Below are 16,100 nucleotides of genomic sequence, written 5' to 3'. Positions count from 1 at the left end.
GCGCCTCCCCCTTTGCAGGGGGAGGCGTTGTGGATCAATCCCACGCAGGCGCCAGACCTTCAGGGCTGACCAGACGCCCGTTGCGTTCAAGCGCAGCGATCTGCTGCATATCCGCATCTGTCAGCGTCAGTTGTTGCGCCAGCAGATTACTTTGCAGGTTTTCACGTTTGGTCGATGACGGGATCACCGCGTAACCCAGTTGCAATGCCCAGGCCAGAACGATCTGTGCAGGTGTTGCGTTATGGCGGGCGGCAATCTCAATAATCGTCGAATCTTTCAACGCGTCGCCGTAAGCCAGCGTCATGTAAGACGTCACGGCAATACCGTTCTGGCGGGCAAAATCGACTACGGTCTGGTTTTGCAGGAACGGTGAAAGTTCAATCTGGTTAGTCGCAATCTGATCCGCGCCCACCGCGTCGATCGCTTCATGCATCAGTGCAACGGTAAAGTTGGAAATACCAATTTCACGGGTCAGGCCCATTTTCTTCGCCTCAACCAGCGCATGCATTGTTTCTGCCACGCTGACGGCCTGATTCGGTGACGGCCAGTGGATCAGCGTCAGATCGACATAATCGGTTTTCAGTTTGCGCAGACTGTCTTTCAGGCTGTCGATGACTTTGTCAGCCGCAAGGTTTTCAATCCAGATTTTGGTGGTGATGTAAAACTCTTCACGCGAGACACCGCTTTCAGCCAGTGCATCGCCGACAGCCGCTTCGTTGTCATAAATTTGTGCGGTATCGATGGCGCGATAGCCCAGTTCCACGGCGGTGGCTACGGACGCTTTGACCACGTCATCTTTCAGGCGGAATGTGCCCAGACCGAATGCAGGAATACTCATACTGTTCTCTCTTTTAATGTTTCAGGAAGATAAATCTTGGAGAGAGTATGGACTGCGCATTCATGGATAAAAACGACCGCTTTGCCAGAAGACTTTTGATGTGAGCGCAATAATCAGGAAAGGGAAAAACGGGTCCAGTGCCGTGAAACCTGCCAGATAAAACCGCCTGACGCGGCATCAAACCGATATTCATCAACGTCAGAGACACCGGCAGGCAACGCCAGCGCGCGCATCACGGACTCATCCGCAGCGCACCATAACCGGCTTTCAGCGGCAGATTGTGAAGTAAACCGCTGATTGCCTGGATCCAGGCGAAGCCTGTCCATCTGCCACACACTGCCACCCTGCTGTTTCAGCCACGCCTCACGCAGACACCATAGCTGCCAGAACGCCGTTTGCGGGCAAGCCTGTTCCACCAGCCACTGACATTCGATATCACTGAATGCTGCGCGTGCCACGTCAAGATAACGTGGGCGCGGGCGGATTTGCTCCACATCACCGCCACTTTCACCCGCCGGACATAACAACAGTTGCAGATGATTTTTACTGTGGCTGAGGGAGAAATGTGGCAGAGAAGCATCCGCAAAAGACGGTTTTCCCTGCGCGGAAATCTGCAGGACGGGTAAGTTGTCACAGCCGTTGAAAACTGACATGGCCTCGGCCAGAAGCGCCCTGCCCGCGTACCATTGCTGGCGGCGGGCAGGATTCATCCCTTCACTTTTTTCGAGCCATTCTGCGGGCAAACGTGACAACGAAAAGTTGTCATCCAGCGACGCAGTAATGACACGCGCAAAATTCATCGTTACGGCCAGCGACGGAAAACTAAAGAGGTATTAATTCCACCGAATGCAAAGTTATTCGACTGGATAAATTCAGTCTGAATATGACGTGATTCGCCCATTACGTAGTCGAGTTCGCCGCAAAGCGGATCCGGCTGCGTCAGGTTGATAGTCGGCACGAACCGGTCTTCGCGCATCATTTCCAGCGACATCCACGCTTCCAGTGCACCGCAGGCACCGAGTGTATGACCGAAGTAGCTTTTCAGTGACGAGATTGGCGTCTGATTGCCAAACACCGCAGCGGTCGCGTGGCTTTCGGCAATATCACCGCGGTCGGTGGCCGTGCCATGTGCACTGATATAACCGATTTCAGAAGCAGGTATACCGGCATTTTTCAGCGCTTTTTCGATGCAAATCTGCATCGTCGATTGCTGCGGCTGAGTGATATGGGACGCGTCACAGTTAGTGGCAAAACCCACGATCTCGGCGTAAATTTTCGCACCGCGCGCCTGTGCATGTTCCAGTGACTCGAGGATCAGTGCCCCGGCACCTTCGCCGATCACCAGTCCGTCGCGCTGCTTATCAAACGGACGCGGCGACAGTTCAGGGTGCTCATTTTGCTGGCTGGTGGCGAACAGCGTGTCAAACACAGCAGCTTCTGACGGGCAAAGTTCTTCCGCGCCGCCTGCCACCATCACCGTCTGGTAACCGTGTCTGATGGCTTCATAGGCATAACCGATCGCCTGGCTGCCCGAGGTGCAGGCGCTGGAGGTTGGGATCACCCGCCCTTTCAGGCCAAAGAACAAACCTGCATTCACCGCTGTGGTATGCGGCATCATCTGCACGTAAGTCGTACCGGTAATATTGTTGGTGTGCTTTTCCGTCAGCATGGTAGCGAATTCGCTGACCGGACCCGTGCTGCCAGTGGATGATCCGAAGGCAATACCGGTTTCGCCGTCAGTCAGCACCGGGTCTTCCAGTAAACCGGCCTGCTCCAGCGCCAGTTCAACCGCACGGGTTGACAGCAGGGAGACGCGGCCCATCGAACGGATGCGCTTGCGGGTGTAATGCGCCGGGATAACAAAATCATCCACCGGCGCACCCAGATGCGTATTCAGCCCCTGGTAAATCAGCCATTCGTCCATGTGGCGGACAGCGTTTTTACCCTGCTGCAGGCGGGTGGAAATCTCGTCCCAATGATTGCCGAACGCCGTTATGCCTTTCATACCGGTAATGACTACGCGCTGGCTCATACCATGCCTCCGTTGATGGAGATCACTTGGCGGGTCACATAACCGGCGATATCTGACATCAGATAGCTTGCCAGTCCGGCAACTTCTTCTGCCCGGCCCATACGTTTGAGCGGGATCATACCCATTGCGGCATCGAGTGCCGTTTTTTCCATATCCAGCATGCCAGTGTCGATCAGCCCCGGCGCAATACAGTTAACAGTGATTTTGCGTTTCGCCAGTTCCAGCGACAGCGCTTTACAGGCACCGATAATTCCGGCTTTCGCCGCGCTGTAGTTGACCTGTCCGCGGTTGCCCGTAATACCGGAAACCGAGGAAAGCGCGATTATACGCCCGCCCTGACGCAGCCCAATCATCGGCATCACGCAGGGCTGTAAAACATTGTAGAAGCTGTCGAGATTGGTGTGGATCACGCCGTCCCAGTCTTCGTCGGTCAGTGCCGGAAATGCCGCGTCGCGGGTAATCCCGGCATTATTGATCACACCGTAGTACGCGCCATGCGCCTCAATATCGGCTTCAATAACGTCGCGGCACTGCTGGCGGTTGCTGATATCAAACTGCACAATTCGCCCGCTGCCGCCGTTGTCGGTTATCTGTTGCAGGGTGCTTTCTGCCCCTGCTTTATCGCTGTGGTAGTGAATGACCACCAAAAAACCATCGCCGGCTAACTGGCTGGCAATGGCTTTGCCGATCCCTTTGCTGGCACCGGTTACTAATACCGAACGCATCATTCCTGTTTCCCCTGAGTTAACTTAATAAGTTCATCCTTGTCTGGCTGGTATGTATTCAGCCGTCCTTTTGCAACCTGCAGGTTGTCTTTTTCTTGTTTAATGCAGATCACGCCTTCGAAGCTGGCGAGTTTTTCATCGCGCAGCACCATTGAGACGCTGATGAATAATTCACTGCCTGCCGCAAATTCCGGCACGCTGCATTTCAAAGCCCTGCCGCCCAGCAACATGCCAACCTGAGGCGGTTCGCCACTTTGTGCACCGTGCCAGCCGCTCCAGACGCCGACCGTTTGCGCGATAAGCTCAAGGGCATACCACGCAGGTAACGCGCCACGGACATTGAGAAACGGCGCCAGCACGCTGTTTTCGGACACCACCACGCTGCACAGCGCGGTCTCTTCTGTGACGCTAAGTACCTTATCCAGCAAAACCATCGGTGATTCATGCGGCAGATAATGCTCCGCGCTGAGCATACTCATGACGGCCTCCCGATCACAATGCAGGCGTTATTACCGCCAAAGGCAAACGAGTTGGAGAGAATAACGGGTTTCACCAGCGCTTCGCCTTTTTCCACCAGCCGGATCGCCGCCAGACGGGTATCACGGGGCATCACGCTGAAATCCTGTGGCGGCAGGTTAAGATTTTGCGTCAGGATCAGCCAGCCCAGCGCCGCTTCTGTCGCACCCGCCGCGCCCAGCGTATGGCCAGTGAGATGCTTGGTCGAACTGCACGGCGTCTGGCTGCCAAACAGCCGGTGTATGACAGCGGCTTCTGCCTGATCATTGAGCGGTGTGGCGGTACCGTGTGCGTTGATGTAACCCACGTCTGCCGCACTCAGCCCGGCCTGCGCCAGTGCCATGCGGATTGCCCGTTCCGCGCCGAGACCTTCCGGATGCGGTGCAGACATATGCCACGCATCGGATGATTCGCCAGCCCCCAGTAATGCGACGTCTGCGGGCTCACGGGTCAGCAGGATCAACGCCGAGGCTTCACCGATATTGATGCCATCGCGATCTTGCCCGAACGGCGTACAGCGTCCGCGGGAGAAAGATTCCAGGCTGTTGAAGCCGTTCACCGGCATCCGGCACAGGCTGTCAGCGCCACCCACCAGCGCCGCGTCGGCCAGCCCGGCGTCAATCAGGCGTTTCCCGCTGATAATCGCTCGCGCGCTGGATGAGCAGGCTGTTGATAATGTGTAAGCCGGGCCACAGAGATCCAGCAACTCCGCCATAAAAAGTGAAGGATCGCCCAGTTCCTGTTGCTGATAATCATAGCCCGACGGAAATTGCCCATGCCGGTGCAGATGGCGCACCGCCTCTTCGCCTTCGGCAATGCCCGAGGTACTGGTGCCCATAATGACCGCGACACGATCTTTACCGTACCGGCTGACAGCCGCGTGAACCTGAGACTCAATCTGTGCCAGCGCAGCCAGCAACAACTGGTTGTTGCGGCTGCGGTGCGCTGACAGAGAGCCGGGGATCGCGGGCAGTTCGCCGGTCACCGCGCCGAGCCAGACCGGCCGTTCTTCCGTCAGCCATCCTTCCTGCAACGACATTCCCGGCGCGGCACCTGATGTCAGGCTGGCAGCGATTTGCGCATTGCTGTTTCCCAGCGCGTTAACCATGCCCACGGCCGAAAAATAAATCATGTTAGTCACCCACATTCTGGATAGTTATCTGGTAGTGAAACGCCATCTGCGTGATTGATACCGGCTGACGTCCGCTGCCCTGTGGCAGATAGTCGATGCGGGTGATCGTATGGCCCTGGTTATCCAGTAACGTGCGGCGCAGCGGCTGATCGTCCAGTTTCCAGCCCGCCGGCAACAGCGGCTGCCAGCGCTGCGCTGGCCAGTAGCTCAACATAATATCGGCCAGAACTTGATTTGCTGGAGGTAAACCGTCGATCTTCATGGCCTGTTCGGTGTGGATCCCCGTTTGATCGTAGACCACTTTGAACAGGCGGATCCCCAGAGGGGAAAGCCCGGCAAGCTGTAACGACTTTCCATCTGCATTGAGCAGCACCAGCAAAGACTGTTGTTTACCTTTCACCGTGGCCGTCAGCAACTGCTGCTGGCTGACCGGTTTATCCAGGGTGGGCGCGGGTAATTTCACCTGCACGCCGCGTTTCAGCCAGGCTTGCGGCTGCGTATCTGAAGGGGGATTTGTCGCGCACCCGCCAAGCATAAAAATCAGGAGTGTCAGCGCTGGCAGCATAAACCGGGTCATTTTTTGCGTCCTCTTTTTTTAGCTGGCAAGGTCAGTGGCGACAACAGAAATGCCGTTAATATGCCAAAGCTCAGCACGATGCCAAAACTGCTGATCGCCTGCGTGGAACTGAACACCAGCATACCGAACGTCAGCAACGTGGTGACCGCAGCCATAAAAATGGCAAACATGGATGTCGTCGGCGTGCCGCGTGGATTGGTGAAAAACAGGGTGTAATTGATGCCGATCCCCAGCACCAGAATCAGCGCCAGCAGGGAGAACAAATTAAGATTATGGCCACTGAAGCCCAGCGCAGCGACGCCCATCCCAAGGGAAAGTAAGGTCGGAACCAGGCAAACAAGCCCGTGTGGCAGACGAAAACGCCAGAGATAAGTGACCGCAATGACTGCAACGGCGAGCGCCAGTAGCCAGGTCAGATAAACACGGTATTGCGAAAACAGTTCGCTGAATTCAGTTTTACGATCGATCCAGCCGGTTCCCGGCATGGATGCCGCCAGCGCCGCCATGGCTGCGCTGTCATGAACGCCATTCACCGGGATCAGTGCGGCGCTGCGCCCGTCCGGCAGGGACAGCCACAACAAACGCCAGCCCTCACTGACCACGCTGTTGCGCCATTCCGGCACATCAACCGTCTGCGCACTGAGATCCGGCTTCGCCACCGGGATCCCCGCCTGCTGCAATTGCGCAATAATTTGCGGTGCGTGCTGGCGAAGCAGCGATAAATCCCGCTGCTGCTGTGCCTGAGAAGGCAGAGTGATCGCCCGGAATCCGTCAATCACCCCCTTCTCTTTGGCCTGCGCCAGCTTTGGCCGCAATGCTTCCAGACGTTGCAGTGTCTGCTCTGCGCTATCGCCGTATACCACCAGCCATTTCTGATCGTTCGTCTGCCCGGTCAGCGCGGCAATTTGCTGTTCCTGTAGTTGCAAACCAGCCGGAAGAGATTGCAAATCCGCAATGTCATCATTGATTTTCAGCCGCGATATTCCTGCCACCACCAGCACTAAAATCAGTAACGGCAGGCCAATGCGCACAGCTTTGCGACTACGCCAGGCCAGTAACCAGCGCATGATCAGCGTCAGCCCCGGCGCTGGCCCTGTCGGCAAACGCCTGGACAAATACGGATACCAGCACATCACGGTGATGCAGGCCGCACTCAGCCCGGCGGCGGCAAACACTGCCAGCTGCCGCAAGCCGGGGAATGGCGCAATCAGCAACATCAGATAGGCCAACACCGTGGTCAGCAGCGCCACCGATAACGCAGGGAACAGTTTTTTCAGACTTTCCAGCGGTGTGCTGGAATCGCCATGCACCCGCCGTTCGGTCAGGAAATACAGCGTGTAATCGGCAGAAATACCAACAATGCTGGTGCTCAGCACCAATGTCATCACGTGGATTTCACCAAATACCCACAGGGTAAACACCGTGCCTGACAGCGCGCCGATGGCGATTGACAGTAAGCTGAGCAGCATCGGCAGGACCGAACGAAACATCAGTAAAATCAGCACAAACACGCCAGTTACTGACGCCGCACCAATCGTGGAAAGATCGTGCTCAGCCTGCTGGCTGGCATAATTGCTGTAGAAAATCGTGCCACGCTCAAGCACTTTTGCACCCGGCCAGCGCGCCTCAAAAGCTTCTTTCACCGCACCAAGAGCCGCTACGGTTTGTTTAGCCGACGTGATGTCATAAGAAGACGCCTTCAGCTCGCCATGCACCATGTACCAGCTACGCCCCTTTTTATCACGGACCATCAGCCAGCCCTGATCCAGCGTCATACCGCCGCTGCTCTGCTGTTGCGCCATCTGCGAGGCACGAACCAGCAATAACGGATCGTTTGCCAGCTCTTTGCCACTGACGCCTGAAAATGCCGAATAGATCTGGCCGAGGATCCACTGACTTTGCGCATCAGCGCCCGATTTCAGACGCTGGCGTGTGGCGTCATCGAGCAACGCATTGCGATGTTTGAAGAAGAAAGTGCCCCACTCCTGCTGACGCTGTGCGTCCATCGGGCCCTGTACCTGACTCAGTTCAGGCAGCGCCTGCAAATGCTTCAGCCACTCAGCAGCGGGCTGAATACCCGCTCCCGGCGGCGGGCTGACCAGCCACATAAGCTGGCGATCCAGACGCTGAGTAAAGCCGTCAGAAAAAGCCTGCGGAATATCCGTTTCCTGCTGCTGCGGCAACAGCGCCAGAACGCTGCTGTTAATCTGGCTGCGTGGCAGTAACCAGAACAACGCTGCGACCAGTAGCACGATAATCAGCAGCCAGCTTTGCGCCAGTTTTCGATGAAGGTCAGGATGCAAAATGGCGTTTCTCTGCGTCAGTCAGCATGGCAGGCGTCGTTTTCTGATTGAAGAAACGAATATGCGTGGCGTCGCCCTGCATGTCATTAATATCGATATTGTTCAGAAAGGTTTCGCCATTGAGCGTAATACTGCGGAACAGACGGTTTAGCGGCGAGACCTTCGGCGTAAGAATCAGCGTCCAGGCGCCTTTACCGTGATCGGTAAAATCAAGCGAAAAATTCTCTTCCAGCACCTTGCGGTCTGCGTGGAACAGCGCGCTGAGCAAGGAATTAAACTGGAACATTTGCGGATTCGTCTCCGCCGTGACCACCTGTGGCTGCTGCCCCGCCATGATTTGCACCATGCGGTTTTCAGTCAGTAATAATGTCAGGCTGAACGGTTTTTCCTGCTGCCACCACAGCCCTTGTTGCCGGGCAATCAGCAGATTTCCGCTGGAATTGAGCGGTTGCGCCATCCCGCTGATGGTTCTTTGCTGCGCAAATTCAGCACGGAGTACCGGCACCTGACTGAAACGCTGTTGTAATTCTTCCAGCGTAACAGCGTTTGCCGTTACGCTGAAAACCGTCAGTACAAATAGCAAAAAGGCTTTCACAGGCTGACTCCTGTTTTATCAAAAAGAACCTGCGGCGAGACAAAACACATTTCTTTGGTGGCAGCGTCTACCGCGACCTGTAACGTGTAACCTGTCGTTGTGCGTTTACCGGTTTCGATGTCGTAAATCTGATAGCCGATGCGCAAACGGTTTTCGATTTCCTCAAGCTGCGCATGAACGGCAATACGCTGTTCAAAGAGCAGCGGCGCGATATATTTCACGCGGGTATCAACAATCGGCCAGACATAACCTGACGCTTGCATCTGACGATAACCGTAATCAAATTGCTTGAGTAACTGCTCGCGCGCGACTTCCAGATAACGGAAATAGTTGCCATGCCAGACCACGCCCATTGCATCTGCGTCGTGGAAAGGAACCGTGATTTCAACGCGGGTAGAAAATCGCGGATCGTTAAAACGCGGATCAAGTTTGGAAGTCATATCAGTCAGGTTTCCTGTCAGGGGCAACATCCGTCGGATGTTGCCAGAAATCATAAAAATTGAACCAGTCGTGAGGCGCCAGCAGGCTGTAATGCTCAAGTCGTGCGGCATAGTGATCGACGGCAGACTGTAACGCAGACAGGCGGCTGGCACGCGGCAGGATCAGAGGATCCGCAAAAGATTCGCAGTAAATATGCAGACGCTGTCGCTGCATGATGCCAAACATCAGCATGACGGGCGCGCGTAGCGCTGCAGCCAGAATAAAGGGCCCCTGCGGGAATGCGGCGGGTTCACCCAGAAACTCGCTGTAAATCACGCGGGCATGCTCTCCACGCTGATGAGGACTGGCAGATGTCCGGTCGCCGACAATCGCCACCCACTCACCGGCATCCAGTTTTTCCTGCAATAAAATGGCGGTCTCCGGCCCCATCTTGTTCACCTGGATAAGGTTAACCACGGCCTGCGGGTTAATCTCTTTCATTACCTGATTGAACCGCTCGGCATGTTCGGTAAATACCAGCGCATTAACGGTAATGCGGTGATTGAGCGCGCCAATCGCGCGGCAGGATTCGATATCGCCTAAATGCGAGGCGAGGATCACCGTGCCACGCCCCGAGGCAATATGCGATTCGCAAATTTCGGGATTGACCAGTACCGCATCGGTCAGGGTTTTATCGCCCTGCCAGCTCGCCAGTTTACTCAGCATAGATTCACCAAACCGCATGAAATGCCGGAAAGTGCTCAGCGGATAAGGCAGGGAAATATTGCGATGTGCGGCCGTTACGCGGACACGTTCCAGCCAGCTGGCAGAGGCATTGCGCTGTTTGCGGCCGGTAAGCCAAAAATAGGTGATGACCGGATAAAGCAGCAGACGAAAAGCCTGATATCCCAGTGTCCGGTAAACCGCCAGCATCAGGCGAATACCCCACAATCCTTTGCGTTCCTGTGTAGCAGACCAGTGCCGGGGACATTTTCTTCGCTGACGCAGCAAATAAGGAATACGCGGCAACATGCCAAAAAACAGCCGCGTGTGCATCCAGGAAATCTGCAGATTGTCCTTCACTGCATCAAAATGCGAGAGGCCATCTTCGGGATAGGTCACCCGCGTGGGCAGGAAACGGCTGCGCGTGCCCTGCCAGTAAAGGCGCACCATGATTTCCGTATCGAAATCCATCCGTAAACCCAGTGTTTTTTCCGCCATCAGTTGCAGACAAGGTTTGAGAGGATACACGCGAAATCCACACATACTGTCTTTGATTGAGAATGACAGGGTTTCAATCCAGACCCAGAAATGGGTGATATAGCGGCCATACAGGCGCGATTTCGGCACGCTGTCATCGTAAACCGGCTGCCCGGAGATCAGACAATCCGGATGACTTCTGGCTTCAGACAGCATCGCGGGAACATCTGAAAGCTGATGCTGACCGTCGGCATCCACCTGTAAGGCGTGCGTAAAGCCTTTTTCAACGGCCAGCCGCAGGGCCGCCATCACAGCCCCACCTTTCCCCTGATTTACAGTTAATCGCGTCAGGCTCATCCACGGCGTCACACTGGCCAGGCGTTGCAACTCTTCTGCTGTCTGCACGTCGCTGCCATCATCCACCACAATGCAGGGCAAACCGAATGGGCGGAGACTCTCCAGTACACCGGCCATCATCGGCCCGTGGTTGTAGCAGGGAATAATCAGGCAGGGAGAAAAAGAAACTGACAGCATTATGGACATAAGGTAATTTTTCCACTGCTGGCGACGGCATCACCTACGCTGTACCGGAATACCAGCCGGTTTTTTTCTTTCAGCCAGTCGATGTGCAAATCTACGGTTTCTTCAGGCAAAAGTGGTCGCTGGAATTTCACCACTTCCATGCCGGAAAACGCTTTATCCAGCCCCAGAAGTTCTTCGGCGTAGCCCATGGCCCAGTTCACCTGTGTCACGCCAGGCAAAATCGGAGACGACGGGAAATGGCCTTTAAACCAGAATAAATCCGCAGACAACCGGAACGTGAGAAGCAGACGGGTGTCGCTGACGAGTTGCTGGTTCAGCACTTGCGGCAAAATCATAAGAACAGTTCCTGTAATTCAGCAGTCGCGCGTTTGCCTTGCTGGTTAAGAGGAATGGCAGACGCCAGACGCCAGTATCGCGGCACAGAGACCGGCGATAACCACTGGTGCAGCGTCAGGCGAATCTGCCCAAGCAGCGCGGCCTGCCCCTGCGCCTGTAATAACAGCTCTCCACCGTGACTTAATACCAGTACGGCTGCGATATAAAGCCGCCCCTGTTTTTCGAGTGTCAGCACGCTGGCGTCGCTTAAAAGATCCAACGCACACAAACGCTGCTCAATTTCAGTCAGTGAGATCCGCTGCTCTGCAATCTTAACGATCCGATCCTTACGGCCTAAAAGAACAAACTGGCGTTGTCCGGCGGGCAATAGCTGGATTTTATCACTGAGGATCATGCCTTCCGGCTGCGGGATCAGCGGAGAAATCAGGGAAATATTGCCATCAGCACAGGAAGAGAATCGGATATTTTCAAAAAGCGTCCAGGCTTCGTCTGGCTGATGTTGCGTACGAAAAGCAATAATGCCGCTTTCGCTGGTGCCATAGATTTCTGTCGGCAGACAACCACAGACATTTTCTACCAGCAAGGCGGCCTCATTACTTAGCGGGCCTCCGGCAGAAAAGACATGCCGGCAGTGGGTTGGCTCCAAAGCCGGATCAAGGCGTTTAAGAAAAGCCGGACTGCTGGTCAGCACCAAAGTATTTTTACTGGCAAGTGACTGCAACTGTTCGTGATACTCCACACTTTTCGTCGCAAAAGGCCGGCCAAGCGACAGCGGCAACATAAAAGCAAAACTCAGGCCGTACATATGATGAGGCGCCACGGTGGCAACAAAGTGTGCATCTGCGAATTGATCGCCCCATCGCGCTGAAAGCCACTGGCTCTCCAGTTCAAGACAGGTAATTGGTTTGATTATTTTTTGCGGTTTACCGGTCGAACCGGAGGTAAATAAGTGAAGCGCGGGATTTTCTGGCCAGTTGGGTAAAACAGTCAATGGCTGATCCACTGAGCAAGGCAAACGCAGAACAGGGCAATCAATCGTCAAATCAAGATCGGTTATTAACGCATCAAATTCATCGCGTTGTTCAGCCAGAACGGCCGGGCGAAAATGTCCAGGTAAAACCGGCGTGTTACCGCTGTAAAGCACTGCCAGCAGCGCCACGGCAAATGAATAGTTATCTTCAAAACACAATGCCCAGCGGGTATGCGATGTCGCGCTGATATGAGTCAGCAGAGATAATACGTCCTGGCGGAAATCACACTGACGCCATTCCCGGCTTTCGCTCCAGGCAACCAGATAATCATCTGCTCTTTCCGTGCTTAGCCATTTGCACATTGGCAGCGTCATGGCTGGCGCAGACGCTTTCTGACTATCCATTCAATACCCATTATTAAGCCAATCAGCAGATAACTGATCCCGCCGTTGTAAAGAGCCCATAGGGCCATATCGCCTTTCAGGCAGGTATATAAAGCAAATGATCCATTCCACAGAAAAAAAATGCACCAGACCTGGGTGACACGGCGTGTATAAACAACACCTTCGGGCGGTAAATCGGGTTCATTCAGTCGCGCAAGACGTTCAACCAAAGATTGCCGGGCGTATAAGGAACTGAAAAATACCCCCAGTAATAAAGCATTTACCGCGACCGGGTAATACAACAGCATAGAGGTTTCGCGTAATAAAAGGCTGCTGGCGACCAGCACAATCCCTGAGGCCGCAATCGCTTTTCCAAAAAAAGTTAACTGGGATAATTTTCCGCGAAAAGTCAGTAATCGCAGAATAAAGACAGCAATCAGCACAGGTGCCAGAACGCTAATTCCCCAACTTTTTAAACCGCACCATACGGCTAGCGGATAGACAATAACCGCCACCGGCATCGCCCAGCGGGCAATCTTCGCAACCTGAGAAAATGAGAAGCGCCGGGTTTTATCCACAAAAAAGATACCCACACATACTATGGCGCCGGGGAATTAAGTAATTCATCTATGGCATCAACAACATCCTGAACGGTGCGAACAGATTTAAACATTTCAGGCTTAATTTTTCTGCCAGTGATTTTCTGCAAATGAACCACCAGATCAACAGCATCAATGCTGTCTAATTCCAAATCCTCATAGAGTTTTGCATCCGGGCGGATATCATCTTCATCGATTTCAAATAGCTTGACTAATAACGCGCTAATCTGCTGGTAAATTTCTTGCTTCTGCATAGGAATCTCTTTAACCACGCTGTACTGATATAAATCTGGCCAAACTTTCAACAGAATAAAAGTGCTCGCGCATTTCCTGACTTTCCGCCGAAAGGATCACACCGTATTGCTTCTTTAATGCCAGACCAAGCTCAAGGGCATCAATAGAATCCAGCCCTAATCCGTCACCAAAAAGTGGGGCCTGCGTCTCTATCTCATCTGGCGTCATTCCTTCCAGATTCAGCGTCTCAATGATAAGTGCTTTTATGTCGTTACTTAATGAATCCATGACTTAATTCTCGTTATTTTGCATATTGCTGCGCATCAACTCAGTGCACAAATACTGCGTCAGACGCCGTGCAGCCAGAGCAGGTGAAAGATCGCTTTCATCTAAAAAGTCTTCAGCCTTTACCTTATCGGCAACGGTAATCACAAACTGAGGTTTTACACGGGGAATTTCGTACCACTTCCCATTTTTTGTCAGCATGGGTGGCTGACATGAAATATGGACAATCCTGACATCACACCCCGCCCTCAGAGCAATGTTAGCGGCACCACGCTGCAGCGTCATCGGTTTCTCAGGTAAGGAGCGCGTTCCTTCCGGAAAAATTAACAGCGTACCGCCTGCTTGCAACCGGGTTTCACAGGCCTGCAACAGAGCGTCAGACCCAGAGTTAATCAGGTAGCCCGCCGCTTTTATCACTCCGCTTAAGAATGGGTTTTGCAACAAAGCCTGTTTGACGATGCAGTCACAACGCGGCATCCGGGATGCCAGGATCACATAATCAAGAAGGCTGGGATGATTCGCCACGATCAGACACCCGGTATCTTGCTGAAACTTCTCATCACCGGTAAACCGGTAATCCATCACTCCCACCCTCCGTAATCCACCCAGAAAAAACCTAAAACTATTACGGATGCTGTTTAGCGTCATTCGGTGCAATCTGTCGGGTTGCCGGATGATCAGTCGCAACAGATTAAACCAGATAATAGAAAGCAACAGCCCGCCAATTCCGAAAAGTGCGAAAAAGAATCCAGTTGCCAGCCATCGCCAGATGCGATTTACCAGAGAAGACTTTTCTTCGGGTACTAGCGTTTCTCTCATCACAAATCCCGAACCCATTGCCAGCTATGGCGGCTATCTGCACTGACATTGAATAAAGGAGAGGAAGAAAGATAACCTCGCAGAAATTGCAGACTCTGCGGAATTTCTGAATTCAGATCCTCACCCGGCAATGAAATACGCTGGCACTGCAAACTATCGCCAGAAGTTAATATTATTGCTACAGCGTAAGGTAGAAACTCAGAATTTACCGATTCGTTATATATATCGGGGATTTCACCATCAAAATCGACCAGCATGACGCAGGAAGCACCGGTTGCCAGCATCGACTGAGCTTCCAGTATTCCTTGCTGAAAACTGTCCTTTCCGGCTGCTAATGAGGTTACCGGCAACGGATTTTTGCTAATAATGGTAAGCCAACCTGCTGCGGTATTATGTACTGACATGGAGAATTCAGTCGGAGATAAAGCGTCTTCCTCTGCCAGAGAATGCAAAATGCGCCCTGTATTCTCCAGCTCACCATGGCGGCTGGTAAAAATTGCCGCATCTACGTTGTTATTGGCGAGCAATGCAAGCCCGGCATCAACAGCAAAACGACTGCCGGTACTCATTCGACGTGCTGACATCATTGGAATTTGCTGGCTTTTGGGGTTCTCACCGGAAAATGTATTTATATCTGAGCACTGAGCCCATTGGATCCAGTGCTCACAACTATCGACTTCCGGAGCCACTGCCCGCCAGTCCAGTATATCCAATGAGAATTTCATAATGATGATCTTTGTGATTATTCCAAATTGAGACTTTATGGTATTTTATTGGAACTTGCATCTGTAATCTGACAACTTATTGAACTGGATTAAGAATTTTAGTACTCATTTATTATGAGCTTTATTAGTACTTTGCAGGTTTATCTGAACACACAAATTTTTCAATTTGATACAAAGTATTCCCTGGATGTCTGAATATACTTATTCTTTGATGAATCCAAACTGATAGCCATTCTATTTAGTTAAAGATAATAGTTTAATATCAGTTAACTCCTCAGAATTAAATCCTGTAAGAAACGCCGATGAGATAAACGTGAGCCTGTGAGATAATAAAATATATCAGAGAAAGAAAGGAGTCTGGTTTGCATTTTCACTGGAAAATAAATGCAAAAAGTCCCTGAATCTTTCGATTCAGGGACTATGCAATAATTGGCGGAACGGACGGGGCTCGAACCCGCGACCCCCTGCGTGACAGGCAGGTATTCTAACCAACTGAACTACCGCTCCACCGGTTCTTTCACACGTATCAGCAATCGTCTGATACCTGTTTGTTCCTGTTATTTTCCTTGTCAGGGGAAAAGGAACACGTTCTTTATTATAAAAAATTGATGCCTGGCAGTTCCCTACTCTCGCATGGGGAGACCCCACACTACCATCGGCGCTACGGCGTTTCACTTCTGAGTTCGGCATGGGGTCAGGTGGGACCACCGCGCTAATGCCGCCAGGCAAATTCTGTTTCATCCATACCGCTCACCCTACATCAGGCTTGCACTACGAACCAATCTCGGAACTTCAGCTGAAAATCTACTTCAAGTCTCTAAAAACACCTTTGGTGTTGTAAGGTTAAGCCTCTCGGGTCATTAGTAC

General features: G+C 52.9%; 18 protein-coding genes, 1 tRNA gene and 1 rRNA gene. All 20 read right to left on the bottom strand.

The annotated features are described in order from the left end of the window. Positions 1–34: 34 nt before the first annotated feature. The 20 genes from dkgB to rrf all read right to left on the bottom strand — a co-directional run bounded on the left by dkgB (position 35) and on the right by rrf (position 15,959). Positions 35–838 (bottom strand): 2,5-didehydrogluconate reductase DkgB, encoded by an 804-nt coding sequence (gene dkgB / locus GW591_RS00100; RefSeq protein ID WP_166859919.1) that lies wholly within the window; start codon positions 836–838, stop codon positions 35–37. A 113-nt stretch (positions 839–951) separates the two neighbouring features. Further along, positions 952–1,638, bottom strand: a complete 687-nt coding sequence (locus tag GW591_RS00095) for a 4'-phosphopantetheinyl transferase superfamily protein (RefSeq protein WP_153374779.1) — start codon at positions 1,636–1,638, stop codon at positions 952–954. Positions 1,639–1,640: 2 nt separating this feature from the next. Next, entirely contained in the window at positions 1,641–2,870 is a 1,230-nt protein-coding gene (locus tag GW591_RS00090; protein ID WP_112197228.1) for a beta-ketoacyl-ACP synthase, read from the bottom strand. Beyond that, positions 2,867–3,598, bottom strand: coding sequence for a 3-ketoacyl-ACP reductase FabG2 (locus GW591_RS00085; RefSeq protein ID WP_013574240.1), 732 nt, complete (start codon positions 3,596–3,598; stop codon positions 2,867–2,869). The genes GW591_RS00090 and GW591_RS00085 overlap by 4 nt, the downstream gene beginning before the upstream one ends. Then, on the bottom strand, positions 3,595–4,074 hold the full coding sequence (locus GW591_RS00080; protein WP_013574239.1) for an ApeP family dehydratase: 480 nt from the start codon (positions 4,072–4,074) through the stop codon (positions 3,595–3,597). Before GW591_RS00080 ends, GW591_RS00085 begins: the two co-directional genes overlap by 4 nt. Further along, a complete protein-coding gene (locus GW591_RS00075; RefSeq protein WP_112151337.1) occupies positions 4,071–5,243 on the bottom strand; it encodes a beta-ketoacyl-[acyl-carrier-protein] synthase family protein in 1,173 nt (390 codons plus the stop codon). Before GW591_RS00075 ends, GW591_RS00080 begins: the two co-directional genes overlap by 4 nt. Before the next feature lies 1 nt (position 5,244). After that, on the bottom strand, positions 5,245–5,820 hold the full coding sequence (locus GW591_RS00070; RefSeq protein WP_119261303.1) for a DUF3261 domain-containing protein: 576 nt from the start codon (positions 5,818–5,820) through the stop codon (positions 5,245–5,247). Next, the gene (locus GW591_RS00065; RefSeq protein ID WP_166859917.1) at positions 5,817–8,123 is read right to left on the bottom strand and encodes an MMPL family transporter; all 2,307 of its coding nucleotides are present in this window, start codon (positions 8,121–8,123) and stop codon (positions 5,817–5,819) included. The genes GW591_RS00070 and GW591_RS00065 overlap by 4 nt, the downstream gene beginning before the upstream one ends. Further along, positions 8,113–8,718: a LolA family protein gene (locus GW591_RS00060; protein WP_013574235.1), complete on the bottom strand. Its 606-nt coding sequence runs from the start codon at positions 8,716–8,718 to the stop codon at positions 8,113–8,115. The genes GW591_RS00065 and GW591_RS00060 overlap by 11 nt, the downstream gene beginning before the upstream one ends. Beyond that, entirely contained in the window at positions 8,715–9,158 is a 444-nt protein-coding gene (locus GW591_RS00055) for an acyl-CoA thioesterase (protein ID WP_013574234.1), read from the bottom strand. Before GW591_RS00055 ends, GW591_RS00060 begins: the two co-directional genes overlap by 4 nt. 1 nt (position 9,159) lies before the next feature. Continuing rightward, positions 9,160–10,872 carry a glycosyltransferase family 2 protein gene (locus tag GW591_RS00050; protein ID WP_373689699.1) on the bottom strand — a complete coding sequence of 571 codons (1,713 nt, stop codon included), beginning with the start codon at positions 10,870–10,872 and terminating at the stop codon, positions 9,160–9,162. Then, positions 10,872–11,216, bottom strand: coding sequence for a 3-hydroxyacyl-ACP dehydratase FabZ family protein (locus GW591_RS00045; protein WP_013574232.1), 345 nt, complete (start codon positions 11,214–11,216; stop codon positions 10,872–10,874). The genes GW591_RS00050 and GW591_RS00045 overlap by 1 nt, the downstream gene beginning before the upstream one ends. Further along, entirely contained in the window at positions 11,213–12,592 is a 1,380-nt protein-coding gene (locus GW591_RS00040) for an AMP-binding protein (RefSeq protein WP_225444878.1), read from the bottom strand. The genes GW591_RS00045 and GW591_RS00040 overlap by 4 nt, the downstream gene beginning before the upstream one ends. Further along, positions 12,559–13,092 (bottom strand): COG4648 family protein, encoded by a 534-nt coding sequence (locus GW591_RS00035; RefSeq protein WP_191996164.1) that lies wholly within the window; start codon positions 13,090–13,092, stop codon positions 12,559–12,561. Before GW591_RS00035 ends, GW591_RS00040 begins: the two co-directional genes overlap by 34 nt. A 77-nt stretch (positions 13,093–13,169) precedes the next feature. Continuing rightward, a complete protein-coding gene (locus GW591_RS00030; protein ID WP_037036563.1) occupies positions 13,170–13,424 on the bottom strand; it encodes an acyl carrier protein in 255 nt (84 codons plus the stop codon). A 10-nt stretch (positions 13,425–13,434) separates the two neighbouring features. Next, a complete protein-coding gene (locus GW591_RS00025) occupies positions 13,435–13,692 on the bottom strand; it encodes a phosphopantetheine-binding protein (RefSeq protein WP_013574228.1) in 258 nt (85 codons plus the stop codon). 3 nt (positions 13,693–13,695) lie between these two features. Then, the gene (locus GW591_RS00020; protein ID WP_119261300.1) at positions 13,696–14,508 is read right to left on the bottom strand and encodes a lysophospholipid acyltransferase family protein; all 813 of its coding nucleotides are present in this window, start codon (positions 14,506–14,508) and stop codon (positions 13,696–13,698) included. Then, positions 14,508–15,233 carry a beta-ketoacyl synthase chain length factor gene (locus GW591_RS00015; RefSeq protein ID WP_166859915.1) on the bottom strand — a complete coding sequence of 242 codons (726 nt, stop codon included), beginning with the start codon at positions 15,231–15,233 and terminating at the stop codon, positions 14,508–14,510. The genes GW591_RS00020 and GW591_RS00015 overlap by 1 nt, the downstream gene beginning before the upstream one ends. Positions 15,234–15,663: 430 nt before the next feature. After that, positions 15,664–15,740: transfer RNA gene (locus GW591_RS00010), tRNA-Asp, on the bottom strand. 103 nt (positions 15,741–15,843) lie between these two features. After that, positions 15,844–15,959: ribosomal RNA gene (gene rrf / locus GW591_RS00005) — 5S ribosomal RNA — on the bottom strand. Positions 15,960–16,100 lie beyond the last annotated feature (141 nt).

It is taken from the genome of Rahnella aceris, assembly GCF_011684115.1.
Lineage (GTDB): Bacteria > Pseudomonadota > Gammaproteobacteria > Enterobacterales > Enterobacteriaceae > Rahnella > Rahnella aceris.
The sequence above is the reverse complement of the archived record's forward strand: the minus strand, read 5'-3'. Positions and strand labels throughout refer to the sequence as shown.

What these genes read in the sequence shown, in the direction of transcription:
- dkgB (WP_166859919.1), bottom strand. Translation starts at nt 838, where the DNA reads ATGAGTATTCCTGCATTCGGTCTGGGCACATTCCGCCTGAAAGATGAC.
- GW591_RS00095 (WP_153374779.1), bottom strand. Translation starts at nt 1,638, where the DNA reads ATGAATTTTGCGCGTGTCATTACTGCGTCGCTGGATGACAACTTTTCG.
- GW591_RS00090 (WP_112197228.1), bottom strand. Translation starts at nt 2,870, where the DNA reads ATGAGCCAGCGCGTAGTCATTACCGGTATGAAAGGCATAACGGCGTTC.
- GW591_RS00085 (WP_013574240.1), bottom strand. Translation starts at nt 3,598, where the DNA reads ATGATGCGTTCGGTATTAGTAACCGGTGCCAGCAAAGGGATCGGCAAA.
- GW591_RS00080 (WP_013574239.1), bottom strand. Translation starts at nt 4,074, where the DNA reads ATGAGTATGCTCAGCGCGGAGCATTATCTGCCGCATGAATCACCGATG.
- GW591_RS00075 (WP_112151337.1), bottom strand. Translation starts at nt 5,243, where the DNA reads ATGATTTATTTTTCGGCCGTGGGCATGGTTAACGCGCTGGGAAACAGC.
- GW591_RS00070 (WP_119261303.1), bottom strand. Translation starts at nt 5,820, where the DNA reads ATGACCCGGTTTATGCTGCCAGCGCTGACACTCCTGATTTTTATGCTT.
- GW591_RS00055 (WP_013574234.1), bottom strand. Translation starts at nt 9,158, where the DNA reads ATGACTTCCAAACTTGATCCGCGTTTTAACGATCCGCGATTTTCTACC.
- GW591_RS00050 (WP_373689699.1), bottom strand. Translation starts at nt 10,872, where the DNA reads ATGCTGTCAGTTTCTTTTTCTCCCTGCCTGATTATTCCCTGCTACAAC.
- GW591_RS00045 (WP_013574232.1), bottom strand. Translation starts at nt 11,216, where the DNA reads ATGATTTTGCCGCAAGTGCTGAACCAGCAACTCGTCAGCGACACCCGT.
- GW591_RS00040 (WP_225444878.1), bottom strand. Translation starts at nt 12,592, where the DNA reads ATGGATAGTCAGAAAGCGTCTGCGCCAGCCATGACGCTGCCAATGTGC.
- GW591_RS00035 (WP_191996164.1), bottom strand. Translation starts at nt 13,092, where the DNA reads ATGCCGGTGGCGGTTATTGTCTATCCGCTAGCCGTATGGTGCGGTTTA.
- GW591_RS00030 (WP_037036563.1), bottom strand. Translation starts at nt 13,424, where the DNA reads ATGCAGAAGCAAGAAATTTACCAGCAGATTAGCGCGTTATTAGTCAAG.
- GW591_RS00025 (WP_013574228.1), bottom strand. Translation starts at nt 13,692, where the DNA reads ATGGATTCATTAAGTAACGACATAAAAGCACTTATCATTGAGACGCTG.
- GW591_RS00020 (WP_119261300.1), bottom strand. Translation starts at nt 14,508, where the DNA reads ATGAGAGAAACGCTAGTACCCGAAGAAAAGTCTTCTCTGGTAAATCGC.
- GW591_RS00015 (WP_166859915.1), bottom strand. Translation starts at nt 15,233, where the DNA reads ATGAAATTCTCATTGGATATACTGGACTGGCGGGCAGTGGCTCCGGAA.